A 25,302-nucleotide genomic window follows, 5' to 3' on the forward strand; every position below is an offset into this window, starting at 1 on the left:
TGCCGGGACGATAGTGCCGTGATCGATATCCGGCAGCGCGATGCGCCTGGACCGACCCGGCCGAGTCACTGAACGGGTAGCCCGAGTATCTCGATGTCCGCATCGCAACCGATAGGGCACCATGGTGGCGGCTTACGAAAATTCTTATGCGCTGCCAGACGCGCCATTTGGGATGCCGGTTCATGGATGCTCCAAGACCCGTGGCATGACGATGCTGGGGTCGGCCAGGCGCCGCGCGTTGGTTGCTCTCGCTGCCCGCTCACGCAGTGCTGTGTGCACATCCCGGCCGTTCGGGGTTTCGCCGGTCGCTCCCGGAACAGTTATGCCTCGCTGTCACCCGTGGGTTGGCGATGTCAGGCCTCGTGCCCCGGAACCGGTTGTCATGCGCGCCCGATTCCCTAGAAGGCTGCGATGCCCGCCAGCGCAGAACTTGCCGGCTTTATCAGGAGCCATTTCCGGTCGGTCTGGGCCCTTGAATTGGTGTTGCATCTGCGGCGCCATGCCGACAGGCCTTGGTCGCGCGACGAGCTCGTCGTCGCGTTCAGGGCTAGCCAGGCGGTCATCGGCACGAGTCTCGACAACCTCCTCGCCGGCGGCCTCGTGGTGGTCGGAGAGACGGGCGAGGTGCGCTATGGCCCGGCCAGTGAAAGCCTAGAACGGCTGGTGGGAGATACCGCGAGCCTTTATGCCAGCAAGCCCGACTCCGTGAGGCGGCTTATCGTCTCGCCTGGCGGCGACATCTCGGCCTTCGCCGACGCATTCAGGCTCAGGAGGGATTGATGCCGGAAATATTTCCGACCGCTGTCTATTCACTTTGCTTCGCGACGAGCGGGGCCTGCGCTTTCCTGCTCGCCCGCCGCTATCTCCAGACCGGCATTCGGGTGTTGCTGTGGAGCGCCATCTGCTTTGTCCTTCTCGCGGGCAACAACTTCATGGTTATCCTTGACCTGCTTGTCCTGCCGGACATCAATCTGGGCGTTATTCGCCTCGCCTTTTCGGCTGCGGGACTCGGTGTGCTCCTGTTCGGCTTTGTCTGGGACCTGAAGGAATAGCCATGCTGGTACCGTTCCTTTCCGGCCTTGTCGTCGCCGGCTTCCTGCTCGCCGGGCTGTTTTTCCTGCGGTTCTGGCGAAACAGCCGCGATGGGCTGTTCCTCGCTTTTGCCGTGGCGTTCTGGCTGCTCGGTCTGAACCAGGCGATGCTGGCCTTCTCGAGCGTGCCGGCCGAGGAACGCAGCTGGCTCTATCTGATCCGGCTCTTTGCGTTCGTGCTGATCCTGATCGCGATCGGGCTCAAGAATCGCAGACGATAGCGTTCTGGTACGAGGTACATGGCAAGGGCACCGAAGCTGTAGCCGCAGCACGAGGCAAGAGATCGGCGAGAGGGAAGTGTTCGCCACAAGGACCGCTTCCGCGATCGCCTGTCGACCTGGCCGTATCGCGGCCAATTCGTGGCGACGTCGGCGCGGGTCTCTTCCCATTCTCGGCAATGCTCGTTGGCCCGGCGGCAAGGATGTCCGTGTAGACGGGCACCGCTGGACTGGCGCAGCGAGCGGGATTTGCCCTGCTGGAGTGACATGTCCTGTCCTGGCCGCCATGCGAGCACCTGTGGCGTAGCTGGCGCGCTTCCTCCCATAATTGCCGTCGTTCGTCCCATTCCGATTGCTCGCGCCGGGGTGGTGGTTAGGCTTGGCTACCGCCGTTCCGGCCTCTATGTCGGAACCCATCCTCAGTAATGCATGGCGCTTCGCCAGCGCGGCACCGGAGACCGACATGATCATGACACTCGCCCTTGCGGCGGCGCAGGTCGATGCTCCGCCCGTACCAGCATTTTTCACCGGGGAGCGGCTCTATGAGATCTGCCGGCACCCAAGCGATGGAAAATGCTCCATGTATATCGCCGGAGTCGTCGACGGCGTTTTCCTTTCCGAACTGGACGCGCCGGGCAACACCTTGTGCCGAGCGAAGCTCAATACCCGGGATGCCGCGCGGATCGTCACTGATTACCTGGCCGATCATCCCGGCTATCTTCAGACGGCGGCGGCGGCCGGCGTGCGGGAAGCAATCAGCACTGCGCTGACATGCGATGACAAGTCCTAGAAACGGAGTGAAACCGGGATCGCATGCGCCGTCGCCTCTGACCAAACCATCGCCGTAAGCCCTTCAGCGGCACTGGACACCGCTCGTCACGCTGCCAGCCATGGCTGCATGACCAATCCGGCCAAAGCCGGGAGATCCTTGTGCCCGGACCGACGAAGCTACGCCACGAGGTGGGACACGATCTCCCAGGCCTTCAGTCGGCATTCGCCTCACCGTTTCGATTCCCTCCGATGGATTGCGGATATCGAGGGGCGACAGCGACCGAGGGAGCCAGGCTGGGGAAGGCCCGGGGGTGCGACCGCTTGATTTTGACGAACTCACCAAATTCTGCGCTGGCCGGCATGAGGGCTTTCTAAGAGCCTGGTCTGGATCACACCCGATGGGCGACGCCAACTGCCATCCAAGGGATGCGGAGACGGCAAATGCTGGCGCCAGCCTACACCCCGCGCTAGGCCCGGCCCATTATGAAGCTGTCATTCAACAGGCGGTGGCGCGTCCTGCTGCGACGCCATGGACCCGCCTCGGCCGTCTGGCGCCGCCGGATCGCGATGGGCTCCGGAGCAGTCTCGATTGGTCTCGTCGCGTTGCTCTTCGCGCGTCTCGCTGACCGGGCGAGCGACCTGTTCGCACATCTGATCCTGACCTGGCAGTGGTTCCCGCTGATCGCGACACCACTCGGCTTTGCCACGATTGCCTGGCTGACCCGGAGGATCGCGCCCGAAGCGGCGGGCTCCGGCATCCCGCAGGTGATCGCCGCCGCGCAGAATCCGGGACGGGCCGGCCAGGTCCTGATCTCGCTGAGGGCGGCTTTGCTCAAATGCGCGTTCACCATCGCCGCCCTGTTGTGCGGTGCGTCGGTCGGCCGCGAAGGTCCGACGGTCCAGATCTCGGCGGCGATCCTGAGCTTCCATCACCGAATTCTGCGGGCGCCACTGCGCGCCTCCATGGTCATCGCTGGGGGCGCGGCGGGCGTCGCAGCTGCGTTCAACACGCCGCTCGCCGGCGTGACATTCGCCATCGAGGAATTGGCCGACGCCTATGAGCAGCGCGTCGCGCTGTTGGTCATGACCACGATCCTAATCGCTGGCATGGTGAGCCTCGGTCTGGCCGGCGACTATGTCTATTTCGGTGCCGTGGGCGAAACGATGAAGGCAGGCGCAGTGCTTCGCGTGGCACCCGTGGCCGGCGTGCTCGGCGGCCTCACTGGCGGTCTCTTCGCCCGCGCCATGCTCGGCATGGGCGCGGCGCGCGACCGCTGGCTGCCTTGGCTGAGTGAGCGGCCCGTCATCTGGGCGCTGGCCTGCGGTGTCGTCGTGGCGGCCACGGGTATTCTGACCGGTCTTACATGGGGCACTGGCTATGGGGCGGCCCGCGCGATTATCGACGGCACCAACGCGCCCTACTGGTTCGGGCCAGCCAAGTTTGCCACAACGCTTGCGACCGCGTCCTCGGGCATGCCGGGCGGCATCTTCGCACCCTCGCTCGCGACTGGCGCCGGGCTCGGAGCGGTGTTGCGGCCGATGTTCCCGGGTGATCCGGGCGGCGCGGTCGTGCTGCTCGGCATGGTCGCCTATTTCACGGGGGTCGTGCGCGCGCCCCTTACGGCAGTGATCATCATCGTCGAGGCGACCGCCAGCCGTGGACTTATCCTTCCGCTCTTCCTTGCAGCGCTGATCGCGCATGCGGTGTCGGCGCTGGTGTGCAAAGAACGCTTGTATCACGGCCTCGCCAAACCCTGGCGTGCTGCTCTCGATCGGGACGATGCGCCACACCGCGCCGATCCGAACTGCTGAGAAAGATTCTTCTCTTGGGGCCGTCGTCAATTTGGTTTCGATCAGCAGAAGGTCAGCGCATTCTCAGGGGACCCGACCTGGTTTGAACGCAACTGATGGCCAATGCGCCGGCGAACTCCACCCCGCATCAGGTGCGCCATGCCCGTGCGACAAGCGGGACCGATGCAGGCTCACCGTACAGCCGCTGTTATTGATCGAAGCCATCGCGGGTACACCGGGGTTAAAGAGACCGGTCCTCGTTCCGGACGACCATACAGGGTCCCCGCCCTGCAGGATGGAGACTTTACCTCAGGCCGACCAACGTTCCGTCAGAGCTGCTATCGCTGGATATCGCCGGCCAGGCAAAAGCCTCTCGAATGCAATGGCGAAGCGCGGCGTCTCACCTCCACAGGTCGCTCGCTCCCCATCGACAGCGCCCAACAAGGACCTTGGTCACGCCGCACACGCTACTCGCCTCTCGGCGCTCACAGCGGTGCGAGCCGATGATCCGGCGGAGGGAACGATCCGGGCGCACGCAGAGGCAGTTGTCACAGACCGGCTCCGGCGACGGCAAGATAAGCCTGGCGATATCGTCGACCATCGCGGACGCGGGCAGTCACCAGCGCACACAGAGCGGGAGGCTTGCCTGAAAAGGGGGCCGGCCCGCAAGAGCAGGACATGACCGTAAGCAAGCGCAAGCCCGCTACCCCACCACATCGCGACGCGAGGATCGTGGCGCCCTCGCGTAGCCCGTCGACGTCAGCTCTAATCCTTGGCGTGAAGCAGGTCCTTCAGCTGTCTGCTGATCGCAGCGCCGGCCAGATGCGCGCGCACGCCTTCATATCCTTCATTCGCCAAGCTACGTCGAATGTCTTCCACCGACTGGCACGATCCGTCACGGGCGAGTTCGAACGCCCGCTCCACCGTCCCTTTGTCGGCATCCATCACTGCGACTCTGCGCCCCGCCGGATCGTAGTTCCAGCGCAGGACCACGCGCCGTCGCCGCGCCGGATCTGCATTCCGGCGGCAAGTGCTTTGTCCGGCGAGCAGGTCGCGACCGTCTGAACCGGACGCATCGACCGGCGACCGGTTTTCCACGCCGGCCAAAGCATACCGGATTGCTCCCGTCTCATCACCGCCAATAGAGGATCACGCTACTTCCGGGCGGCCGCCACGGCAGCATCGAAATCCGCCGAGGACATGCCGATAATGATCGCGCCGGCAGCACTCAGGCTGAAGGCGCCGATAGGAAGGCGCACATCGCCTCTCGCCGTGGTAACGTCCACGGTCGTGTCGGCCGCCTCCTTTACCGTACCAACCACGTTGGTGCCGCCCACACCATGAACCACCGCACCCGGCACGAGTTTTGACTTTAGCGCCGTTGCGGTCTCAGCCGCAGCCTGAGTCGCAGCACTGTCCAGCTGGGTCTTTGTCATGCCGAGTACCGGCCCCTTCGGACTGTTGCCGAAAGACTTGGCCGACAGCGTAACCTTGTTGGTCCCGGTCGACACGACAACTGCCTCTCCAGCGAGCGACTCAATTGTCCCAACCTCAGCCCCCGCGGGATCGAATATTACGGTCCCGGGCTTGAGTTCGGGCGCCGGTGCCGCGGGTGGCGCGCTTGCCGTTGACTGGGCAATCGCACTGCTGCCGCAAAGGAGCATCGCAACCACGAAAAGGCTTGTCTTCAGCTGCATATCGATCCTCCGTTAAGCAGGTTTCGACCCTAAAGCACAGGCCCGGGTTGATCGCCGCATACGCGCCGTGGCGTGCATCCGCAGCGGCGGGACGAGGCAAACTACCTGCCACGCTAAACCGTCGCTCTTCAGAGCTGATCCTGGTCTCGACTCCGTTGTTCCAAGTGGTGCGAACATTGCCATACCTTCGCCCCGCCATCCGCAGACCTGTTAGAGTCGGCAAAAATTCGTTGTCCAGCGACGTCACGACCCGAGCGAGATCGTCAGTCGCTTCGACGCGCGCACGACATCAAGCGAGAGCGCGTCTTCCGACGTATCCAGCGCCCGCGCCAGCTCCGAGGCCCCCGATATCGGGGCGCCGGACACTCCAAGGATCAGGTCGCCGGCATGAAGGCCGCCCTTGTCGGCTGGCGAGCCCTTTTCGATGAGCGACACTACCGCGCCGCGCTGGCCGTCGACGCCGAGGCGGCTCGCAAGCGCCGGCAAGAGGTCGTCGGCGACGATGCCAAACCGGTTATTAGTTGGCTGGGTGTTTCGCAGGAGCCCGGACACGATCCGGCCCGCCGTGGCTGCGGTGAGCACCGAACTCGCCAGGTCCGGATCGTCGGCCTGCCCGCCAAGGCCGACAATCCCGACGACGTCACCGTTCAGGTTGAGGAGCGCGGCGCCCGCCAGCGCCGGCTCGAGTACCGGCCTGACCCTGACATAGGTGCGCAGATCGGCGTGCTCCGCCAGCGAATCCGTGCTGATCGTGGCAAGGGCGGCCGCGCACCCGCTGCCATTGGGCGAGGCAAGCGCGACCGCCCACTCGCCGACACGCGGGAAATTCGAAGTCGAGAATCTGAGAAAGGGCAGACCGGTTGCCTCGACCCTGAGCAGCGCAAGGCCCGAAATCGGGTCCGAGCCCACCCGTGCCGCATCAAGCACACGCCCGTCATTGAGGAGGACATGAATGTCATCCTGGTCTGCAAGACCATCGCTGTCCGTGACGAGATAGCCGTCGGCGGAAACCAGGAAGCCTGCGAGGGTGGCGGGCATCGTCTGGTGCGCCACCTGCGGCCCTCGCTCCAATGGCAGCGCGGCTTTTGTACCCGTGCCCGTGGGCTGGGCATCTTGCCGAATGGCGACGATCGCAGGGCAGCGTTGTCCGATCATGTCCGCGAGGTTCTCGATCGCTGGGGTGAACCCGGCTGCGTTCATCGCCGGCGCGACCACGCGTTGCTCGACCTTGACCACCCGCGGCCAGATCGTGGCGCCAATCAGCGAACCGCCGGCCAACAAGATCAGGGCAACCAGTGTCCCGATGGCAAGCGGGGCGACAGAGGAGCGGTCCAGCCTCACGGTGCTGGGATCTTTGTCACAGATGCGCGCAATGTCATGTCCTTGGAACATCGGGCCATCAAGGCGCCTCAGGACGACGAACCATCTCCGGCGGCAGTTTTCAACCCTCCCCGTACAGGTCTTTCAGCGCCTTTTCGATTTCGCCGGAATAGCGCCGCCGTACATATTTCTCGCTGACGGTCCCGAGGACTCTGTTGGACTGATCGAGCACGGCGAGGTCATCCGCTTCAAGCGCTTCGAACATGGCCATGACCTGCGCGACATCCTGCTCCGGCCGCAGCGCGCTCTCGACCAGGATCGCCAGGGTCCGCACGGGGGCGTCGAGATCATCGGTAATCGTATAGGCGGCTGGTGTCTGCACCAGTCCGGCATATGCGCCGTCAGGGTCGGTCAGGACCACCCGGCTCACCGAGCCCAGCGGAAACCGGCGGCGGAACTCGGCAATGCTGATCGACTCCTCGGCCGTGGGCGGCTCCCGACGCATCATCCTGCCGGCGGTGAGCGTCTTGACCCAGCCGATGTCGCGGGCGCTCCGGATCGTTTCGCCACGCGTGTGGAGCCGCCAGGTCGAGAAGGAGAAGCCGAACCTTTCCCGAACCAGGGCGCTCGCGCACAGGGCTGCGGTGATGGCGGTTCCGGTCAGTGCAAAATCATGGGTCGCCTCGAGCACCAGCAGTGACATCGTCATCGGCCCGCCAACGACCGAGACCGCCATCGCCGCCATGCCCACGAGCGCGGCATCGGTCGGATCGATCGCGGGGGCGCCCGGCACCAGGCCGATCAGCGCTGCATAGATCTGCCCGGCAAGAGATCCGAGGAACAGCGAGGCGAAGAACAGCCCGCCGCGGAAGCCAAACCCCAGAGAAACCGCCGACGCGGTCATTTTGAGCAGGAAGACGGCGACCAGAAAGCCGAGTGTTACCTGCTCGGTCAGGTCCAGATGGAGCGCGCCATGCCCGGCCGACAGCGCCTGCGGCGACAGCCAGGCAATCGGGATCAGGAGGAAGCCGCCAAGCACTGGCCGATAGAGATCGGGTATCGGCGACTGGCGCACCAGCAGTTCGATGCGGGTCACCGCCCGCATCAGCCCGATACCGAGAACCGCGCACAGCAGCCCAAGCGCGGCGTAGAGAAAATAGTCCAGCGTGGTGATTGCATGGGCGCTCGGCAATGCGATCAGATAGGCCGGCATCCCCGAGGCCCGGACCGTGACGGCGGCGGTCAGGCAGGCAGCCACGACCGGTGCGATCGCGGCCGGCGTGTAGGCGCCGATGACGACCTCGAAGGCGTAGAAAGCGCCGGTCAGGGGGGCGCCGAATGCGGCACCGACGGCGGCGCCCGCGCCGGCACCGACAAGGATGCGCAGGTCGTTGCGGCGGAGCCGCAACCATTGGCCCATGACCGAGGCGAGACCGCCGCCCATCTGGGCATAGGCGGCTTCGAGGCCGACCGAGGCGCCCGCTCCATTGGAGATCAGCGTCTGGGCAGAGACCAGGAGGCTGTCCTTCATCGGGATGGTGCCGCCATGAAGAGCGTTCGCCTCGACTACGTCAACCGGTGCCCGTGTCCTGGCGCGCACAAAATAGCCAAGAGCGGCAAGCAAAGCCCCGCCGGCAGGCAATGCGAGCAAGCGGTAGGCCGGGACCGAGGACAGGGCACTCAGGCGATCGATGCCGACCCCGTAGAGGATATTCTGCAGAAGATGGGCCGTGCCGGCAAGGATGAGCGTCATCACTCCGGCCCACAGGCCGACCATGACCGACACGCCAATGAGCGCTGTCTCGCTCGACCGCAGTCGACGTCGCTGGTTGGCCAAAAACAGAAGGGTGCTGGACTTTTTCATGGTTCTCGCGGACCGTCTCCAATGCCCTAGTCCCGGCTGGAGGGTGCGTCCACCCGTCAGCATTGCCCTCGCCCGGGCGTTCGCGGCCTAGCCTGGATCCTGCTGCTGCGGCCAAGTCGCCAGTCGCCGTCCTGGCGGCACCCGGCACAGAACGAGCATGCGTGCCGGACTCCCGACGAGGAACCGTAGCATCTTGTCACCCAGCGTTCGACGGGTACGACAATGCGGCGCTACGGCCGCTGGTGCGCCGTGCCGGATCAGGGTGCCCCCAACCTGAAGGGCGGGACAGCTATGAACCGGGCGCCGCGACCTCGCCGGGACCGAGTTTTTCTTCCCCGGCGAACAGCCGGTCAAGCCGAAGCCGCGTGGAGCGCTCGAATTCTTCCTTCGACAGCGACCCCGGCCGCCCCAACGCCAGGTCATCGAATATTGCTTCCTTGATGCGGGTGATCGCATCCTCCTGAATCACACCCGCGCGGGCGAGTTCCACCGAAAGCTGAATCAGACCGACCGCGGTTGCATGAGCGCGCAGGCCCACAAAGCTGACGAGGTCGTGGACCTCCTTGCCTTTTCTTGTATCCATAGCTGTCCCTCCGGTGTGACAGCCTCAAGTACGCAGCGCAATTCCTCCCGGGAATGCGGACCTGCCGTCGACCCTACGCCGCTGTACATCCGCAAGCGCGCGATCTCAACGGTTTGCGACCACTCGTGCGCCGAACGGAGTCGGTGGAGCATGACGCAAGCGCGTCGCCACGACGGATGGGCCATGCGCCGCGAGCTGGGTGCGGGAATGTCTGCGGTCCGCTCCGGAAGCCGTTGCCGACTCGGCGCGTGCGCACGCCGGATCGAGAGGGAGCCGCCCGACACCGACACGGCCGAGCCACGCGATATTCACCTTGACTTGACGACGCCCGAATCCGCTCTTCGATTTCGGGCCGTTGCCACCAGCCATACACCGCCCAGCATCATCGGCACGGTCAGCCACTGCCCCATGTGCAAGCCGGTGCGCGCCGCGAATTCGACCAGCTGCGCATCCGGCTCGCGAAAGAACTCCACGGTGAATCGCGCGATCCCGTAGCCGATCAGGAATGCTCCGACCAGAAGTCCGGGGCGACGTCGGGCATCCGTTCCCCAGAAGAGGAAAGCGAGCAATGCGAACAGGGCGATGCCCTCCAGACCGGCTTCGTACAACTGACTCGGGTGGCGGGCCAGGCCGTCCCCGGACCTGGGAAAGACGATCGCCCATGCCAGGTCCGCCGGTTTGCCCCACAGCTCGCCGTTCACGAAATTGGCAAGGCGCCCGAAAAACAATCCGAACGGTACACAGCAGGCGACATAGTCATGAAGGCGGAGCCAGCTGAGCCCGTATCTACGGGCAAAAAGGATGATGCCAAGCGAGACGCCCAGCGCCCCGCCGTGAAACGACATGCCGCCGTCCCAGAGGCTGAGCAACTGCAGGGGGTGGACCAGCATCTCCGGAGCGTAGAAGATCGCGTACCCCATCCGGCCGCCCAGGATGACCCCAATGGTGGCGTAGAAGATGAGATCGTCCGCTTGCCGCCGCTCCATCGGGGCTTCCGGCTGCGCGAGCAGCTTGAGCATATACCACCATCCGATGACGATTCCTGCGATATAGGCCAGCGAATACCATCGGATATCCAGAGGGCCGATCGAGAGCGCGATCGGATTCAGGTGCAAATCGGCGAAGTTCAAATGGTTGCCCGGCAACGGCATTATTGATTCCAGAACCATGGTTTGCTTGATCCGCTAGCCGTTCGTGCCCTCGAAACCAAGCTTGCTTCTCTCTCCCGATCGCCGCCATGGACGCGGCCATGTCGCTGGGGGTGCCTGACGCTCTACGCCTCTCCGGGCTTCCGTGCCCGCTCCTGAGACCTCACGACTCAAGCGGGCATTTTTTTAGCGCATTGTCGGCGTCTGCGTCCGGCAAACCGTCAGGCCAGCCCTTTGATCTGATGTCGAATATGGTCCCGCGCCCGACCTCACGAGATCACGGACCCGCTCCCGGCCGGCCGATTATCGATGCGGCCGCATCCCACCGGATCTGATTCGTGGATTGCCCTTCGACCGCGGGTGACCCGTTCGAGCGCCGGCGTGCCGGGTCATTCGGCGGCCTTGCCAGCGACGAGAGGCATTATGGAGGTCAGATCGATGTCGCGATCCAGATCCGGATAGATGCCCAGCATGGGCCCGATCGACCGGATCACGTTGTGAGCGACCGGCGCCGCCACCCAACCTGCATTAGGGGGCGCCGTACCGTGTCAGAGTCAAGTTCCCGCCTTACTTACCGTGCATTGTTGTGCCGGTTGAAGAGACTCTGACCTTTTATCCAGGTCGGCCCACCGCATTGATGAGACCGAGGTGTACGCGCCGTCTTGCACGCCTCCACCAGGCTACCGTCGCTGCCTGCGGCCCACGTGCCCGGAAGCGGAACGAAGCTGATGATTTCATGCCCGATATCAGCACTAACCAAACCGATGTTCCCCTCGCCCGTCCATCGCGTTCCCGACAAGCCGGCAGTTGATGGACGACGTGCGCGATCGGTCGTGAACGGATCAGGGATCGATCGAACCTCTCCGGCAGGTAGCGGGGTGGCAAGCCCGAACCTGCGGAAGAGTTGGCTGGCGATCGAGAGAATAGGCATATATAATTGAGATAACATGATAATATGGGAGAATGGAGCTCAGGGGCGTTGCAGGTGGCACGAGCGCCCCGGGGCGGAACCGACATAGGGCATTGTTGCCGGAAGACCTTCTGATTATCCTACTAGCATGGCACGCATTCTGGTCATTGAAGACGACAGGACGACCGCCACGGAAATCGCCGCCGAACTCGCAGCGCTCGGCCACACGGTAATTGAGAGCCATGACGGCGACGAGGCGCTCGAGCGCGCAACGCAGGAGCATTTCGACGCCATCACGCTCGACCGGATGCTGCCCGGGCTCGACGGCCTGAACATCGTCGCCAGGTTGCGGGAACGAAGAGTCGCCGCGCCGGTGCTGATGATCAGCGCACTGAGCGATGTCGACGAGCGCATCGCGGGGCTGCGGGCGGGCGGCGACGACTATCTCGTCAAGCCGTTCGCCCCCGGTGAGATGGCGACCCGCGTCGAGGTCTTGCTGCGGCGCGCGGCTTCATCCGGTCGCGAGACGATGCTGACGCTCGGTGCGCTGCGCCTCGACCTGATCCATCGCCAGGTGTCGATCGACGGCGAAGTGGTGAAGCTGTTGCATATGGAGTTCCGCCTGCTGGAGTTCCTCGCGCGCCATGCCGGCCAGGTGATGAGCCGCCGGATCATCTTCGAGCAGGTCTGGGGCTATTATTTCGACCCCAGCGCGAATCTCATCAACGTCCATATCGCGCGGCTGCGCAGCAAACTCGACCGGCCCGGCCGCGCCTCTCCGATCACCACGGTCAAAGGCGAGGGCTATAGGCTCGATGCTATCTGATCGGCTGCGTTTCCACGACATTCGCCGCACCAGCCCCTTCCGGTTGACCGTCATCCTCGGGACGCTGTTTCTGATCGGCATCGTCCTGCAACTCGGCCTGATCTATGGCCTGACGGCGCGCGAACTGACCGCGCGGAGCGACCGCATCCTGCGCGATGAGGCGGCGCAGTGGCTCTCGGTGCCGGCGACCGCGCTGCCCGCGCGCATCCGTTCCGATATCACCACCGGCGACAGCGATCTGAACTATGGCGCGTTGTTCGCGCGCGACGGGGAGCGCATCGCCGGCAATCTGACGAGGGTGGATCATGTCACCCCCCACAGGCCGCTCGATGTCGCCGCCAACTCCACGCATGGACCCTTGCGCGTGCTCGCCGAAGTCACATCGGCCGGTGAGACGATCCTGATCGGCCGCGACATCAGCCAGATCCACGATTTGCGTGAGCGTCTCCTGATCATTCTCATATCCAGCGGCTTGTTGACCACGGTCGGGATGGCGCTCGCAGCGTTGGCGCTCAGCCGAGAACCGCTGCGGCGCGTCCGCGACCTTCAGCGAGCCTCGCGTGCTATCGCCTCCGGCCGGCTCGACGTGCGTGTGCCGATCGCGGGCAGGCACGACGAGCTCGACCAGTTTGCGCTGACCGTGAACGTGATGGTGGCCGATGTCGCGCGGCTGATGGAACAGGTGAAGGGCGTAACCGACGCGATCGCCCATGATCTGCGATCACCGCTCACCAGGGTACGCGCCCAGCTCCACCGTGCGCGGCATCTGCCGGAAACGGCTCCTGCACTGGCCGACCTGCTCGGCAACACGGACGGCGACCTCGAACTTGTATTGGACCGATTCGCGGCGCTGTTGCGCATTTCCGAGATCGAAGCGGGTGCGCGGCGCGCGGCCTTCGCGTCGACCGATCTCGCGCGGCTGCTGACGGACGTCATCGCGCTGTATGAACCACTGGCTGAGGAGCGCCACATCGCGCTGTCGCTTGCCGCGGCGCCGCTGCCGCCGATCATGTGCGACCGACACCTATTGTTCGAAGCGATCAGCAACCTCATCGACAATGCGATCAAGTTCGGCAGCGGACGCGTCGCGATCGTCACCGCTCGTGATCGCGATGGGCTTTCGTTAGACGTGCGCGATGATGGCCAGGGCATCCCCGGCGACGAGCGCGAAGCCGTCCTGCGCCGTTTTCATCGCGGCGCGAAGGCGGCGGGGTATCCGGGCACCGGCCTCGGCCTCAGTCTCGTCGCCGCGATACTCCATCTGCACGGTTTCACGCTCGAACTGCTCGACGGCGACCCGGGTCTGATCGCGCGGTTGCGCATCCCCCTCGCCCAGGCGTCGCCGCCGGCCAGGTGAATTTCATTTAACTTGGCGCGGCCGCCAAATCGATCAATTGGGTGCGCGCCAATGGTGCGCCGCAGCACTCCCCCGAACCGTCCTGCCACGGCCGCCATTGGCACCCTGATCCAACCAACGGTGCCAAATGCTCCAGCTCGTCAAGCTTGCGCTCAGCAAACCCTATACCTTTGTCGTGCTGGCGATCCTCATCCTGATTGGCGGGACGATCGCGTGGTTCGACACGGCGACCGACATCTTCCCCGACATCAAGATTCCGGTGATCGCGGCTGTCTGGACCTATCGCGGCCTGCCCCCTCAGGACATGGCCGGGCGGGTCATCTATTATTACGAGCGCCAGCTATCCACCTCGGTCAACGATATTGACCATATTGAGAGCCAGTCGCTGTCAGGCGTCGGCATCGTCAAGATTTTCTTCCGCCCGGGCGTCGATATCCGCACCGCGACCGCGCAGGTTACCTCGGTTTCGCAGACCGTGCTCAAGCAGATGCCGCCAGGCATCACCCCGCCCCTGATCCTCAACTACAATGCCTCGACCGTCCCGATCCTGCAGCTCGCCCTGTCGTCGAAGGCTCTGTCGGAGCAGAAGATCTTCGATCTCGGCCAGAACTTCATCAGGCCGTCGCTCGCCTCGGTGCAGGGCGCCGCGATCCCGTCGCCCTATGGCGGCAAGGAACGCCAGATCCAGATCGATCTCGATCCCGAAGCGCTGCAAGCGAGGCATCTGTCAGCGAGCGATGTCGGTGCGGCGCTGGCCGCGCAGAACCAGATTGTCCCGGCCGGCACGACCAAGATCGGCCAGTTCGAATATAACATCCGCCTCAACAACAGCCCGGAGGTGATCGACCAGCTCAATGATCTCCCGATCAGGACGGTCGATGGCGGCACGGTCTTCATGCGCGACGTGGCGCATGTCCGCGACGGCTCGCCACCGCAGCGCAACGTCGTACGCGTCGATGGCGGCCGTGCGGTGCTGATGACCGTGCTCAAAAGCGGCTCTGCCTCGACCATTGCGATCGTCGATCAGGTCAAGGCGTTGCTCCCGAAGCTCAAGGAGACCCTGCCCGCCAGCCTCAATGTTGCGGCGCTCGCCGACCAATCGCTGTTCGTCAAGGCAGCGGTGTCCGGGGTGGTCCGCGAAGGGGTGATCGCGGCCGCGCTCACCTCGCTGATGATCCTGCTATTCCTGGGCTCATGGCGCTCGACTGTGATCATCGCTGCGTCGATCCCGCTGGCCATCCTGGCGGCGGTCGCCGCGCTGGCCATCTCGGGCGAGACCCTCAACATCATGACGCTTGGCGGGCTCGCCCTCGCGGTCGGCATTCTGGTCGACGACGCAACGGTGACGATCGAGAACATCAACTGGCATCTGGAACAGGGCAAGACAGTCAACCGGGCGATCCTTGACGGCGCTGAGCAGATCGTCCAGCCCGCCTTCGTCTCGCTGCTGTGCATCTGCATCGCCTTCGTGCCGATGTTCTTTCTGCCCGGCATCGCCGGCTTCCTGTTCGCGCCCATGGCCAAGGCGGTGGTGTTCGCTATGATCGCCTCGTTCGTCCTGTCACGCACCCTGGTGCCGACGATGGGCAATTACCTGCTGCGCGACCATGCGAGCACCCACACGGCCGCTGTGATGCTGTCGCACGATGCCGGTGCGGGGCGTCCCAGCACCCGCAACCCGTTCCGGCGTTTCCAGCGCGGGTTTGAGCGGCGATTCGAACGGGTGCGGGACTATTATGTCGCGTTGCTCGGCTTCGCGATCGCGCAGCGCAGGGAATTCGTGCCCGCATTCCTCGCCGTCGTGCTGCTATCGTTCGCGCTGATCCCGATGCTGGGCCGCAACTTCTTCCCGACGGTCGACGCGGGGCAGATCAATCTCCACGTCCGCGCCCCCGTCGGCACGCGGATCGAGGAGACCGCCGCCCTGTTCGATCATATCGAGGACAGTATCCGCGCGGCGATCCCGCGCGACCAGCTCGCCTCGATCGTCGACAATATCGGCCTGCCGGTGAGCGGCATCAATCGCGCCTATTCGAACACAGGCGGAGTCGGCCCGCAGGACGGCGACATATTGATCACGCTGAACAAGGATCACGCGCCGACTGCGGGCTATCTGAAGACCTTGCGCCGGAAATTGCCCGACGCCTTCCCGGGCTCGACCTTTTCGTTCCTGCCCGCCGACATCATCAGCCAGATCCTGAATTTCGGGTCGCCGGCACCAGTCGACGTGATGGTCACTGGCCCGGACATCAAGGCCAACGAGGCCTATGCCCATGACCTGGTCGTCCGGATGCAGCACATCGCCGGCATTGCCGATGTCCGGCTCCAGCAGGCCAATGACTATCCGGAGCTTGGCTTCGCGGTCGACCGCAGCCGTGCCGACCGCGTCGGGATCACCGAGAATGACGTAACGAAGAGCCTCGCCGTCAATCTCGCCGGCAGCTTCCAGGTCGCACCGGCCTTCTGGCTCAATCCGAAAAACGGTGTGTCCTATCCGATCGTCGTGCAGGCGCCGCAATATCGGGTCGATTCGATGTCGCAGATGCAGAATGTGCCTGTGACGGGGGCAAAGCCGGATTCCTACCAGCTGCTCGGCGCGCTCGGCACCTTTCGTCGCGAGCCGTCGGCGGCGGTGGTGACACACTATGCGGTCCAGCCGTCCTTCGACGTCTATGCGACCACCCAGGGGCGCGATCTCGGGACGGTCGCGGCCGATATCCAGCATGTCCTCGACGACACGGCGAAGGATCTGCCGAAGGGGGCCTCGGTCACCCTGCGTGGCCAGGTCGAGACGATGAACACCGCGTTCATCGGCCTGCTGCTGGGCCTGCTCGGCGCTATCGCGCTGATCTATCTCCTGATCGTGGTCAACTTCCAGTCGTGGATCGATCCCGTCGTGATCATCTCGGCCCTGCCTGCGGCACTTGCCGGTATCGTCTGGATGCTGTTCGCCACCCATACGCCACTCTCGGTGCCGGCACTGACCGGTGCGATCATGTGCATGGGCGTTGCCACCGCCAACAGCGTGCTGGTGGTGACGTTCGCCCGCGAGCGGCTGGCCGCGACCGGCGACGCGCTACGCGCCGCAGCCGAGGCCGGCGCGACCCGCTTCCGCCCCGTCCTGATGACCGCGCTCGCGATGATCATCGGCATGGCTCCGATGGCGCTCGGGCTCGGCGAAGGCGGCGAGCAGAACGCGCCGCTCGGTCGCGCCGTGATCGGCGGCCTGATCTGCGCGACGATCGCGACTCTGGTGTTCGTGCCGGTGCTGTTCGGCATCGCGCACCGCAAGGTACGCCGGGCCGCCCCCTATCCTGTAGACACCGAAATTGATGGAGCCTTGGTTCATGTCTGATCCCGATCCAATCGAGGCAGCGACCGCGCCGAAGGGACTGAAGGCAGTCGGTATTGGCGCCGTCGTCGTCGCCATCGCGGTCGTTGCGCTCGGCGCCGTGACCCGTGCGGAGGAAAGCCATGAGGCGCAGCATGTCTCGGACGCGGGAGCGATCCCGACGGTTCACCTCGTCCCGGTCGCTGGCGGCGGCGCGGGCGACGCGATCAGCCTGCCGGGGACGATGGAAGCCTGGGACGCAGCCAAGATTTACGCCCGCGTCCCCGGTTATGTGAAGGCCTGGTACCGTGATATCGGCGCGGTCGTGCCGGCCGACGCGCCACTCGGTTCGATCGATACGCCGGAGCTCGATGAACAGATCGTCCAGGCACGGGCGGGCCTCGCGAGTGCCCGCGCCGCCGAGGCACTGGCCCGCGACACGGCGGCGCGCTGGAACGACCTGCTGACCACCAATTCGGTTTCGAAGCAGGAGGCAGCCGAGAAGAATGGCGACCTCGCGGTGAAGCATGCTGCGGTTCAGGGCGCGGCCGCCGATCTGGGCCGGCTGCTCGCGCAGAAGAGCTTCGCCACGGTGCGCGCGCCCTTCGCAGGCGTCGTGACGACACGCGCCGCCGATATCGGCGATCTCGTGGGGCCCGGCGCGACCAGTCAACAGCCGCTGTTCGCGATCGCGAATATAAATCGCCTGCGAATCTATGTACCGGTGCCTCAGGCCTATTCTGCGGGGATGAAGCCTGGCCTCACCGCGACGCTGGCGGTTCCGGAGTATCCGGGGCGCTTGTTCCGGGCACGTCTGGTTGGCGAGGCCAACGCGATCAGCCCGCAAAGCGGCACCATGCTTGTTCAGCTCGTCGCCGACAACCCGGGTGGCCTGCTGAAGCCTGGCGGTTTTGCCCAGGTCCGCTTCGATGTGCCGGGCAGCGCCGTCGCCCCGCAGATCCCGTCGAGTGCGCTGATCTTCCGCGCCAAGGGCACGCAGGTCGCGCTGGTCGGGCCCGACGCGCATATCAAGCTGCTATCGGTGAAAGTAGGGCGTGACCTCGGCGCGACAGTCGAGATCAGCGCCGGGCTCGTGCCAGGTGCGAAGGTGGTGGACAATCCGCCCGATTCTCTCGCCGATGGCGAGCTGGTGAGGGTCGGGAAGGCAAACCATGTCTGACCGTCCGTGGCGGGCCGCTGCCCTGACGCTACTTGCTGCGCTCAGCGGTTGCTCGATGGCGCCTGCCTATCGTCCGCCGGTCATCGCGGCGCCCCTTGGGTTCAAGGAAACCGGGCCGTGGTTGCCCGCGAGCCCCGCCAACATCGCGCCGCCCGAGGCTTGGTGGACCTTGTTCCATGATCCGACCCTCGACCGGCTGGAGCAGCAGCTGGCTGATGCCAATCCGACGCTTGCCGGCGCGGTCGGTCGTTACGATGCGGCCCGCGCCTATCTTGCCCGGGCACGGTCCGACCTTCTGCCAAGCGTCGCGATCGCCACCCAGCTCACCGACAACCGTCAATCCGATAATCGTCCGCTCCGAGGTTCTGGACAGCCCGATCTCTATGCTGCCGATACGATCAGCGGCGCGATCGACTATGAGCTCGATCTGTGGGGGCGCGTCCGCAACCAGGTGGCTGCCGGTCGCGCCGAGGCCGAGGCGAGCGCCGACGATGTCGCCGCGATCAAGCTCAGCCTCGGGGGTGAACTCGCCAGCGACTATATCGGGTTGCGTGGCGCTGACCAACAGATCGCGCTGCTCCGCAATACCGTCGACGATTATGCGCAGGCCGATGCGCTGACCCAGCGCCGCTTTCGCGGCGGCATTGCTTCAGGCGTCGATACCGGGCGCTCAGGTGCTCAACTGGCAGAGGCGAGGGCACAATTGAGCGACGTCATGGCCGGGCGCGCGCTGATCGAACATGCCATCGCGAGTCTTGTCGGCGTACCCGCATCGAGCTTCACTATCGCTTCCGCCACGACCGGGCCGGCGATGCCGGCGATCCCGGCCGGCCTGCCATCGACGCTGCTCGAGCGGCGCCCCGACGTCGCCGCGGCGGAGCGCCGGATGATGGCCGCCAATGCCGAGATCGGCGTTGCACGCGCCGCGTTCTTCCCGTCGATCTCGCTGGGCGGGCAAGGCGGCTTCCAGAACACCGGCCTGGCCGGGCTGGCCAGCGCTCCCAATCTGTTCTGGTCGGTGGGGCCGAGCGCGGTGCTCAGTCTGTTCGACGGTGGCCGGCGCCGAGCCCAGGTGGCGCTCGCCCGAGCCAATTGGGACCAGGCGACCGCAGCCTATCGCGGCAATGTCCTGAAAGCCTTTCAGGATGTCGAGGACAGCCTTTCACAACTCCATCTCGTCGGCGACGAGGCGGCAGCCGAGCAACAGGCGGAATCCCAGGCAGGACAGGTCGAGGCATTGTCTCTCAACCGCTATGTAAAGGGCGCGGTTACCTATCTCGACGTCGTCACGGCGCAGGCCACTGCACTGCGCATTCGCCGGACCCTGATCGATCTGACAACACGTAAACTACAGGCCAGCGTCCGGCTTGCGCGCGCGACAGGAGGCGGCTGGCGCTATGCTGCGCCGGCGTTAAGCGCTCAAACGGCTGGCCCGGAACGCAGGTCGCACTCTTGAGCAGCGATGAGGATCTTCCATCGTGTCGATCTGATGTTCACGCCGATAGTGGGCGGCACCGGATGCACCCCCTTCTGCAGGGGGTTCGATAGGAAACCGGCATCGGGATGGGGGCATCGCCGCAAAGAGGCGTTGCCCCATGTCGCGGTCTGAGAAGCTTCATCGGATTCTCCACGAGAGAACGCGTTCGAACGGCGTGCGCGACGCGACAAGTTGGGCGTCAGAAGCTGCGGCGGCGCCTACCCTTCGCCAAGGTCGCTCGGGTCCAATCAAGGCGGGGATAGCTCAGTTCAGCCGGTCACATCCTTGCCAGCCGCCAGGGATGGCGCCCGGCCGGAAGCTCCCGTGTTCGGCTCTGCTCCGAGCTTGCGGCTCATCGCGGTGAGATAGGCGACGATCGTCGGGACATCGGTTTCGGCGACCGGCGCCTTGTAGGTTTCGCGCATCTTCTTCACGATGGCTGTCCATTGCTCGGGGGAGAGGCGGGGCTGGGTGCGTGCCATGCTGGCCGAGTGGCAGGATGTGCAGTTGGCGTTGATCACATCGGCGTGCGGGCCATCCGGATAGGCGTCATCGTCGACAGGAAAGTCGACTGAAGTAGAGACGAGGGTGAAACCGCCTGCACTCACGCTCGGTGGCGGTGTGGCCGCGACGGGGTTGGTTTGAATCGGACGCGAGCCTGGAGGGCCGATCGCTACGAGGACGAGCGCGGCGAGACCCAGGATTGCGAAGGACAGGGTTCCGAACGATGGCGTCTTCATGCTCGCTCTCCTCACGCGGCGATGATGTTGGTGGTCTCAACATTGGCGCGCATGAATCCGCCGGGATTCCAGATCGGCTTCATCGGTTGGGTCACGCCGGCTGTGCTGGTGCAGCGCGACATGAGGGCGATATGACCCGGCCTCGGCAGCGGCACGCGCGCGTCCCATCGCCGGAAGCCGTATGTGCCCTGGTCGGGGCCGAGCGCCGTTTTGTGCCAGGTGCGTCCGCCGTCGGCGGAGACATCGACCCGGCCAACGCCCGCGTCGCCGCCCATCGCGATTCCGCCCAGGGGGATCATGGGCTCGAACGCGATCGCCTGGCCCTCTGACAGGCTGGTCACCCAGGATCGCGGCACCATCTTGCTGATCGGCACGGCCGGATAATCCTTGGTATCCGGCGTGACATTGGCACCCGGCGTCGCGGGCACCTTATAGGCCTTGGCCATCCAATATTCTTCATCTGGGCCGGGCAGCACCTCGATGTCGTTGAGCATCTTGACCCAGTAGGTCGAATACCAGCCCGGCACGATCAGGCGGATCGGAAAGCCATTGAGGAGGGGCAACTGCTCGCCGTTCATTCCAAAGGCGATCATCACCTCACCATCGCGGGCGTGATCGATGCCGAGCGACTTCCCGAAATCCGGCGCACCGGCGACGACGGGCTGGTCGAGCGCGCCGAAACGGACCGTGACCGCGCCCGGCTTGACCCCGGCGATGTCGAGCACGTCGCGCAGCCGCACGCCGAGCCATTTCGCGTTGCCCATCGCGCCGTGACGCCACTGCGCGCCCGGCACGCGCGGCTCGAACAGGCCGCGCGAATTGCCCGAGCATTGGTTCACCGCGGCCATTTCGATACGCGGCAGGCGCAGCACCTCGGCGAGGCTGATCGACACTGGCCGGTTGACGTGGCCGCGCACCGCCAGCCTGTAGGTCGTTGCGTCGATTGACGTCGGGATGTCCGCCCAGTGCCAGCGCACGAAGAAGCGATCATTGGGCGTGAAGACGTCACCGTCGAACACCTCGATGGGCGTCTCGAGCAGCGGCGGATGGATGCGCTGGAGGATCATGCTGCCCTTGCCGGGGAAGGCAGTCGTCATCGGGCGCGCGGACGGACCGCCGGGCAGGCTCAAATTGGCCAGTGTCTCCGCCAGGCCGGGGCCGGCGAGCAGCGCGGCGCTGCCCCTGCCGACCCCGCCGAGCAGGCGGCGACGGCTCGTGGCGCGGGCAAGGAGGGTATCGAAACTATCCATGGCGAGCTCCCTTTCAGGCGGCGCTGGCGATGCAGGGTGAGTGAAAAAGGCGACCGGTCCGGGCGCCGGCCAGCGTCTTGCTCGCGACCAGGAGCCACATCGCAAACAGGGCGATCGTGAGCATTGCGCCGACCCAGCCGAAAAAGGCGAGATGAAGCGCCGTACCCAGCTTAAAGCTCGCAACGGTGTAGACACCGAGCGGGAAGGTGTAGCCCCACCAGCCCAGATTGAACGGGATGCCTTCGCGCCAGTAGCGGACGGTGAGCAGCGCCGCGAGCGCCAGCCACCACAAGCCATAGCCCCAGATCATCAACCCACCGATCAGGCCGAGACTGGCGGCAACGGCGCCGAGCTGCGCCAGGCCATGGGCGGAAAACATAGCAGGCGCATCGCCGCCCAGTACGAGCAGGCCGAGCGCGCCGGTGCCAATGGGTCCGAGCGCCAGCCAGCAGGAAGCGGCCATGCTCGCGTGCGGTAGCCGGTGCAGGGCCAGGCGCAGCATCAGGATCGTCAGGATGGCGAAGGCGACCGGGACCGAATAGGCCCACAGCACATAACCGGTCACGAGCACCGTGATCTGGTCTGCGGCGGTGGCGAGATGGGGAGCGAGCAAGCCAGCGCTTGCGCCCGCCACCTCGGCGGCAACGACCGGCAGCAGCCAGATCGCCGTCATACGGTCGAGCGCATGGGCGTGCCGTGTGAACATGAAATAGGGGATCAGCACGCCGCAGGCGAGCGCCATTGCAACGTCGATCCACCACAAGGCATAGGCAACCGGCAGGACGCCGTCGCCGAAACGGGGGAGGCCGAAGGCTACGAAGCCATTGATGATGGTGGCAAGGCCCATCGGGATCGTGCCGAGGAACATCGACATGCTCTCATGTCCGAATACGCGGCGTGCCTCGTTCGTGAAGAGGATCCAGCGCGCGCCATAGAGGCCGGCGAACAGGCCGAACAAGGCGATGTCGAACAACCACAATGCCTCGCCGAACGGCGCGAGTGCTGGGCCGATAGTCGGAACCTGGGGCAGAGCGAGCGCCAGGATGCCGGTGCCCATGGTGGCAGCGAACCAGTTGGGGGTGAATTGGCGGATAATGTCGCGAAGGTCGTCGAAGCGCGGCAGGCCGCGCGTCGTGGAAGGCAGCGAGGTCATCATGCCAGCTCCTTGACCAGATCGGTGAGCACATCGGCGGCACGGGTGCGATAGCGCTCCTTGTGGCGCAGCGCATGGAAGCGCCTGGCCGGCAGGTCGAGCGGCAGCATGTGAAGCGTGCCGGCAGCCAGCGCGGACTCGACCACCAGCTCCGACAGGACGGCGACGCCGGCGCCGGCTTCGACTGCGGTGCGAACCGCCTCGTTCGACGGCAGCGTCATCGCGATGGGCAGCATGGCCGGATCGATACCGTCGCGGCGGAGCGCGTCCTCGAAGGAGGAGCGCGTGCCCGACCCCTGCTCGCGGACGATCCATCGCGCCTGGCAGAGCCACGTCTGGTCGACGACCTCCACTGCCTTGCGACCGACCAGCACCATCCGGTCGCTGGCGATCGGCCAGTGCGCGAGCGCGGGTTCGTCGATCATACCTTCGACGAAGCCCAGTTCCGCCGCGCCGTTCAGGACTCGCGCGGCGGCACCCTCGCTATTGTCGATCGCGAGCTCGACGGCGATAGCCGGATAACGATCGTGAAAGGTCGCGAGCCTTGGGGGGAGCCAGTAGCTGGCGATGGTCTGGCTCGCGACGAGCCGCAACGTCCCGCGCTTGAGGCCGGCATAGTCGGCCAGGGCCTGTTCTGCGCTCGCCGCGCGTCCGAGGACCGCGCGTGCCTCATCAAGGAACATGCGGCCCGCCTCGGTCAACTCGATGCCGCGGCCCACCCGGTTGAACAGCGGCACGCCGTGGCGCGCCTCCAGCGCCGCGATCGCGGCGCTGGCGGCCGACTGGGTGATGTTCAGCGCCTCGGCGGCGCGTGTGACATGCTGGCGTTCGGCGACGCCGACGAAGATGCGAAGCTGTTCAAGGGTCATTGAATGGACCTCCTGGTGCGTTGATGCGCCGTAGAGATCCATCGGTCCATGTGATTGCTCTTATGATTTCAATCGGGATTTGTGATTGATAGGGCGCTCCACAGGTTTCGCGGAGCGCCCATCATCAGAACCCGAAGCCCAGGTTCAGCACGGCGGCATGGTCGATGAAGCCATGCCCGTCGAGGCGTGGCGCATAGGACAGGCCTGCATGCAGACCCGTCCGGCTCGTCACGTCCGCACCGATCTCGATCACGCCATAATCGACGCCGGTCTTCGGTCCCGCGAGATCGAAGACGAGGTCGGGCTGGGCTGTGTAGGCGAAAGCGATGGTGTCGCGCTTGTCGCCGAGTTCGGTGACATAGCGTCCCTTGGCGTGGAGGGCAGCGCTACCCCAGTCATAGTGCTTCCCATATTGAACGGCCGCGCCGATGCCGAGCCGGGCGCTGGTGCGGTTGCGGGCGGCAAGCGCCGCACCGAAATCCTGGTCGTTGGCCTCGGCATAGCCATCGACATGGGCGCGCGTTGCGAGCAGGTCGATGCCGGGCGTGAAGGTCAGCCCATGCGCGCCGAGATCATAGCCGACCGAGCCGCCGAAGCTATAGGCATTGCCATCCGGGTTCGCGGTCGCCGGCAGCAGATCGGTGCCGATCGGCAGCAGGCGGCGCGACTTGTAGCGCACGATGCTATAGGCTGCATAACCATCGACATGGAGCGCGCCCGACCGATAGCCGAGATAGAGCTCGGGGGAGGAGATGTCGGCGTTGAGCGTTCCGCCCGACGCCAGGTCGGCATGCGTCCGGTCCGCGGCGAAGCCGAGTCCGATTACCGCATTGCGACCCAGCGCATAGTCTATGCCGCTGGCCGTGACGCGATTGACGGTATTGCGCGCGAGCGAATCTCCCGCGCCCCGCGAGCCGAAGCGCGCGCCGAGATCGAGGAAGCCACCGATCCGGCCCCCCGTGCCATCCGCCCGCTGCTCGTCGAGCCGGCGCTGGATGCGCGCGAACCGATCACTGGCATCGTCGAACACCGCCTCGGTCTGCACCGAGGCTTCCTCGGGCGTCGGAAAGGCCAAAGTGAGCCGTGCGTCGGCATTGTCGGGCGCGAAGTCGCTGATCGTCTCGTTGCCGCCATTGGAGCTGCGTGGCCAGAGATTGACGAGGAACTTGGCCTGCTCGAGGCCTTGCGGGGTGAGCAGGTTCGCGGGGATCGCGACGCTGATCTGGTTGCCCGATATCTTGATCGCGCTCGCCGGCAGCGTCGTGCCGGTGCCGGCGACGAGGTCGCGGATCGTCACCGTTCCAGCGCCAGGATTCACGATAACGACCGAATCGAACAGCACGCCCGTTGCGCCGATCGCGGCGAAGCCCGCCGTGCCCTTGCCGCGATTGAAGCCCCAGACATAGAGGCCGGTCGAGGTGGTCCCGATCGGTGCGGCCGCCGTAGCGTCGAGGCGATAGCTGGCGCCGTCGAAGGTCGCCTTGATACTCTTGAGGTCGAGATCGCCATTCTTCGGCCCGGTAAAGCTCGGGATGAAATCTCCGGTCGGATCGGAAACGGACTGGGCGAACGCCGGCGCGCTCGCCGCGCCGGCCAGAAGCAGGGCGCACGACAGGATGCGGCGGGCGAGACGCCCGCCGTCGCGGTGGGGATACATGATGGGGAAACTCCCTTTAGGTCTGTGACTGTCCGGGCCGCCACTTGGCGGGCACGGTGCTTGTCAGAC

General features: G+C 65.3%; 21 protein-coding genes. 10 read left to right on the forward strand and 11 right to left on the reverse strand.

Features of this window, described 5'->3' with window-relative positions:
* Positions 1–411 precede the first annotated feature (411 nt).
* The 5 genes from WC729_RS26460 (at position 412) to WC729_RS26480 (ending at position 3,892) form a co-directional block, all read left to right on the forward strand.
* Positions 412–780, forward strand: coding sequence for a hypothetical protein (locus WC729_RS26460; protein WP_372857541.1), 369 nt, complete (start codon positions 412–414; stop codon positions 778–780).
* Positions 780–1,052, forward strand: a complete 273-nt coding sequence (locus tag WC729_RS26465) for a DUF5985 family protein (RefSeq protein ID WP_372857543.1) — start codon at positions 780–782, stop codon at positions 1,050–1,052. The genes WC729_RS26460 and WC729_RS26465 overlap by 1 nt, the downstream gene beginning before the upstream one ends.
* Before the next feature lie 2 nt (positions 1,053–1,054).
* A complete protein-coding gene (locus WC729_RS26470) occupies positions 1,055–1,312 on the forward strand; it encodes a DUF5985 family protein (protein WP_372857545.1) in 258 nt (85 codons plus the stop codon).
* 460 nt (positions 1,313–1,772) lie between these two features.
* Positions 1,773–2,099 (forward strand): Rap1a/Tai family immunity protein, encoded by a 327-nt coding sequence (locus WC729_RS26475; RefSeq protein ID WP_372857547.1) that lies wholly within the window; start codon positions 1,773–1,775, stop codon positions 2,097–2,099.
* A 464-nt stretch (positions 2,100–2,563) separates the two neighbouring features.
* Positions 2,564–3,892, forward strand: coding sequence for a chloride channel protein (locus WC729_RS26480; protein ID WP_372857549.1), 1,329 nt, complete (start codon positions 2,564–2,566; stop codon positions 3,890–3,892).
* Positions 3,893–4,636: 744 nt separating this feature from the next.
* On the opposite strand, the gene WC729_RS26485 is transcribed toward WC729_RS26480, so the two are convergent.
* The 6 genes from WC729_RS26485 to lgt all read right to left on the reverse strand — a co-directional run bounded on the left by WC729_RS26485 (position 4,637) and on the right by lgt (position 10,504).
* Positions 4,637–4,978: a hypothetical protein gene (locus WC729_RS26485; RefSeq protein WP_372857550.1), complete on the reverse strand. Its 342-nt coding sequence runs from the start codon at positions 4,976–4,978 to the stop codon at positions 4,637–4,639.
* 47 nt (positions 4,979–5,025) lie between these two features.
* Positions 5,026–5,568 (reverse strand): hypothetical protein, encoded by a 543-nt coding sequence (locus WC729_RS26490; protein WP_372857552.1) that lies wholly within the window; start codon positions 5,566–5,568, stop codon positions 5,026–5,028.
* Positions 5,569–5,811: 243 nt separating this feature from the next.
* On the reverse strand, positions 5,812–6,960 hold the full coding sequence (locus tag WC729_RS26495; RefSeq protein ID WP_372857553.1) for a S1C family serine protease: 1,149 nt from the start codon (positions 6,958–6,960) through the stop codon (positions 5,812–5,814).
* Positions 6,961–7,009: 49 nt separating this feature from the next.
* A complete protein-coding gene (locus tag WC729_RS26500; protein WP_372857555.1) occupies positions 7,010–8,752 on the reverse strand; it encodes a chloride channel protein in 1,743 nt (580 codons plus the stop codon).
* A 289-nt stretch (positions 8,753–9,041) separates the two neighbouring features.
* Complete coding sequence (locus WC729_RS26505; protein ID WP_372857557.1) at positions 9,042–9,335, reverse strand: hypothetical protein; 294 nt, start codon at positions 9,333–9,335, stop codon at positions 9,042–9,044.
* 308 nt (positions 9,336–9,643) lie between these two features.
* Positions 9,644–10,504 (reverse strand): prolipoprotein diacylglyceryl transferase, encoded by an 861-nt coding sequence (gene lgt, locus WC729_RS26510; RefSeq protein ID WP_372857558.1) that lies wholly within the window; start codon positions 10,502–10,504, stop codon positions 9,644–9,646.
* A 1,037-nt stretch (positions 10,505–11,541) separates the two neighbouring features.
* Here lgt and WC729_RS26515 point away from each other — a divergent pair.
* The 5 genes from WC729_RS26515 to WC729_RS26535 all read left to right on the forward strand — a co-directional run bounded on the left by WC729_RS26515 (position 11,542) and on the right by WC729_RS26535 (position 19,543).
* Positions 11,542–12,219: a response regulator transcription factor gene (locus WC729_RS26515; RefSeq protein WP_372857560.1), complete on the forward strand. Its 678-nt coding sequence runs from the start codon at positions 11,542–11,544 to the stop codon at positions 12,217–12,219.
* Entirely contained in the window at positions 12,209–13,576 is a 1,368-nt protein-coding gene (locus tag WC729_RS26520; RefSeq protein ID WP_372857561.1) for a sensor histidine kinase, read from the forward strand. The genes WC729_RS26515 and WC729_RS26520 overlap by 11 nt, the downstream gene beginning before the upstream one ends.
* Positions 13,577–13,703: 127 nt before the next feature.
* Positions 13,704–16,931 carry an efflux RND transporter permease subunit gene (locus WC729_RS26525; protein WP_372857563.1) on the forward strand — a complete coding sequence of 1,076 codons (3,228 nt, stop codon included), beginning with the start codon at positions 13,704–13,706 and terminating at the stop codon, positions 16,929–16,931.
* Complete coding sequence (locus tag WC729_RS26530) at positions 16,924–18,087, forward strand: efflux RND transporter periplasmic adaptor subunit (RefSeq protein ID WP_372857565.1); 1,164 nt, start codon at positions 16,924–16,926, stop codon at positions 18,085–18,087. Before WC729_RS26525 ends, WC729_RS26530 begins: the two co-directional genes overlap by 8 nt.
* Positions 18,080–19,543 carry an efflux transporter outer membrane subunit gene (locus tag WC729_RS26535; RefSeq protein WP_372857566.1) on the forward strand — a complete coding sequence of 488 codons (1,464 nt, stop codon included), beginning with the start codon at positions 18,080–18,082 and terminating at the stop codon, positions 19,541–19,543. The genes WC729_RS26530 and WC729_RS26535 overlap by 8 nt, the downstream gene beginning before the upstream one ends.
* A gap of 290 nt (positions 19,544–19,833) precedes the next feature.
* Here the strand turns inward: WC729_RS26535 and WC729_RS26540 are convergent, their stop codons facing one another.
* The 5 genes from WC729_RS26540 to WC729_RS26560 form a co-directional block, all read right to left on the reverse strand.
* A complete protein-coding gene (locus WC729_RS26540; RefSeq protein WP_372857568.1) occupies positions 19,834–20,304 on the reverse strand; it encodes a hypothetical protein in 471 nt (156 codons plus the stop codon).
* Positions 20,305–20,315: 11 nt separating this feature from the next.
* Positions 20,316–21,554, reverse strand: coding sequence for a molybdopterin-dependent oxidoreductase (locus WC729_RS26545; RefSeq protein ID WP_372857570.1), 1,239 nt, complete (start codon positions 21,552–21,554; stop codon positions 20,316–20,318).
* Between the two features lie 13 nt (positions 21,555–21,567).
* Complete coding sequence (locus tag WC729_RS26550; protein WP_372857572.1) at positions 21,568–22,707, reverse strand: TDT family transporter; 1,140 nt, start codon at positions 22,705–22,707, stop codon at positions 21,568–21,570.
* Positions 22,707–23,576: a LysR substrate-binding domain-containing protein gene (locus tag WC729_RS26555; protein WP_372857574.1), complete on the reverse strand. Its 870-nt coding sequence runs from the start codon at positions 23,574–23,576 to the stop codon at positions 22,707–22,709. The genes WC729_RS26550 and WC729_RS26555 overlap by 1 nt, the downstream gene beginning before the upstream one ends.
* Positions 23,577–23,700: 124 nt before the next feature.
* Positions 23,701–25,233, reverse strand: a complete 1,533-nt coding sequence (locus WC729_RS26560) for an autotransporter outer membrane beta-barrel domain-containing protein (RefSeq protein ID WP_372857576.1) — start codon at positions 25,231–25,233, stop codon at positions 23,701–23,703.
* Between the last annotated feature and the right edge of the window lie 69 nt (positions 25,234–25,302).

Source organism: Sphingomonas sp., from assembly GCF_041661825.1.
Lineage (GTDB): Bacteria > Pseudomonadota > Alphaproteobacteria > Sphingomonadales > Sphingomonadaceae > Sphingomonas.

Bases quoted from the DNA above. Each gene is read 5' to 3' on its own strand.
- WC729_RS26460 (WP_372857541.1), top strand. From the start codon at position 412: ATGCCCGCCAGCGCAGAACTTGCCGGCTTTATCAGGAGCCATTTCCGG.
- WC729_RS26465 (WP_372857543.1), top strand. From the start codon at position 780: ATGCCGGAAATATTTCCGACCGCTGTCTATTCACTTTGCTTCGCGACG.
- WC729_RS26470 (WP_372857545.1), top strand. From the start codon at position 1,055: ATGCTGGTACCGTTCCTTTCCGGCCTTGTCGTCGCCGGCTTCCTGCTC.
- WC729_RS26475 (WP_372857547.1), top strand. From the start codon at position 1,773: ATGATCATGACACTCGCCCTTGCGGCGGCGCAGGTCGATGCTCCGCCC.
- WC729_RS26480 (WP_372857549.1), top strand. From the start codon at position 2,564: ATGAAGCTGTCATTCAACAGGCGGTGGCGCGTCCTGCTGCGACGCCAT.
- WC729_RS26490 (WP_372857552.1), bottom strand. From the start codon at position 5,568: ATGCAGCTGAAGACAAGCCTTTTCGTGGTTGCGATGCTCCTTTGCGGC.
- WC729_RS26495 (WP_372857553.1), bottom strand. From the start codon at position 6,960: ATGTTCCAAGGACATGACATTGCGCGCATCTGTGACAAAGATCCCAGC.
- WC729_RS26500 (WP_372857555.1), bottom strand. From the start codon at position 8,752: ATGAAAAAGTCCAGCACCCTTCTGTTTTTGGCCAACCAGCGACGTCGA.
- WC729_RS26505 (WP_372857557.1), bottom strand. From the start codon at position 9,335: ATGGATACAAGAAAAGGCAAGGAGGTCCACGACCTCGTCAGCTTTGTG.
- lgt (WP_372857558.1), bottom strand. From the start codon at position 10,504: ATGGTTCTGGAATCAATAATGCCGTTGCCGGGCAACCATTTGAACTTC.
- WC729_RS26515 (WP_372857560.1), top strand. From the start codon at position 11,542: ATGGCACGCATTCTGGTCATTGAAGACGACAGGACGACCGCCACGGAA.
- WC729_RS26520 (WP_372857561.1), top strand. From the start codon at position 12,209: ATGCTATCTGATCGGCTGCGTTTCCACGACATTCGCCGCACCAGCCCC.
- WC729_RS26525 (WP_372857563.1), top strand. From the start codon at position 13,704: ATGCTCCAGCTCGTCAAGCTTGCGCTCAGCAAACCCTATACCTTTGTC.
- WC729_RS26530 (WP_372857565.1), top strand. From the start codon at position 16,924: ATGTCTGATCCCGATCCAATCGAGGCAGCGACCGCGCCGAAGGGACTG.
- WC729_RS26535 (WP_372857566.1), top strand. From the start codon at position 18,080: ATGTCTGACCGTCCGTGGCGGGCCGCTGCCCTGACGCTACTTGCTGCG.
- WC729_RS26540 (WP_372857568.1), bottom strand. From the start codon at position 20,304: ATGAAGACGCCATCGTTCGGAACCCTGTCCTTCGCAATCCTGGGTCTC.
- WC729_RS26545 (WP_372857570.1), bottom strand. From the start codon at position 21,554: ATGGATAGTTTCGATACCCTCCTTGCCCGCGCCACGAGCCGTCGCCGC.
- WC729_RS26550 (WP_372857572.1), bottom strand. From the start codon at position 22,707: ATGACCTCGCTGCCTTCCACGACGCGCGGCCTGCCGCGCTTCGACGAC.
- WC729_RS26555 (WP_372857574.1), bottom strand. From the start codon at position 23,576: ATGACCCTTGAACAGCTTCGCATCTTCGTCGGCGTCGCCGAACGCCAG.
- WC729_RS26560 (WP_372857576.1), bottom strand. From the start codon at position 25,233: ATGTATCCCCACCGCGACGGCGGGCGTCTCGCCCGCCGCATCCTGTCG.